The following is a 302-nucleotide window of genomic DNA, read 5'->3' as shown; positions in this document are numbered from 1 at the left end:
AGGCGCACAACACCACCTATGGCGAGTTTAAGACCGTCAGAGACGATTTACACCGTCTTTGGAAGGTCAAGTCATGTGTAGATACTGCCGCCCGATTTAACGAGCGTACAGAGGAACAAATGCTCCAAAATCGACCCCAAACACGACACAAAAAGGAGGATATATCCCGATGAATTACACCCAACCACAGATTGATCGGGCGAACGCCGTCAGTCTGGAAGATTTTCTCCGTACACAGGGAGAGACGCTTATCAAAAGCGGACGAGAATACCGCTGGAAAGAACATGACAGCCTGACCGTCC

General features: G+C 49.7%; 1 pseudogene. It reads left to right on the top strand.

The features are described 5' to 3' along the window. Positions 1 to 173: pseudogene (locus LI162_RS15380) on the top strand (MobQ family relaxase); the annotation flags it as partial. Positions 174 to 302: the final 129 nt, after the last annotated feature.

The organism is Mediterraneibacter sp. 210702-DFI.3.120 (assembly GCF_020561005.1).
Taxonomy (GTDB): domain Bacteria; phylum Bacillota; class Clostridia; order Lachnospirales; family Lachnospiraceae; genus Mediterraneibacter; species Mediterraneibacter faecis.
Note: the sequence above shows the minus strand (reverse complement) of the source record. Positions and strands in the feature narration are given on the sequence as shown.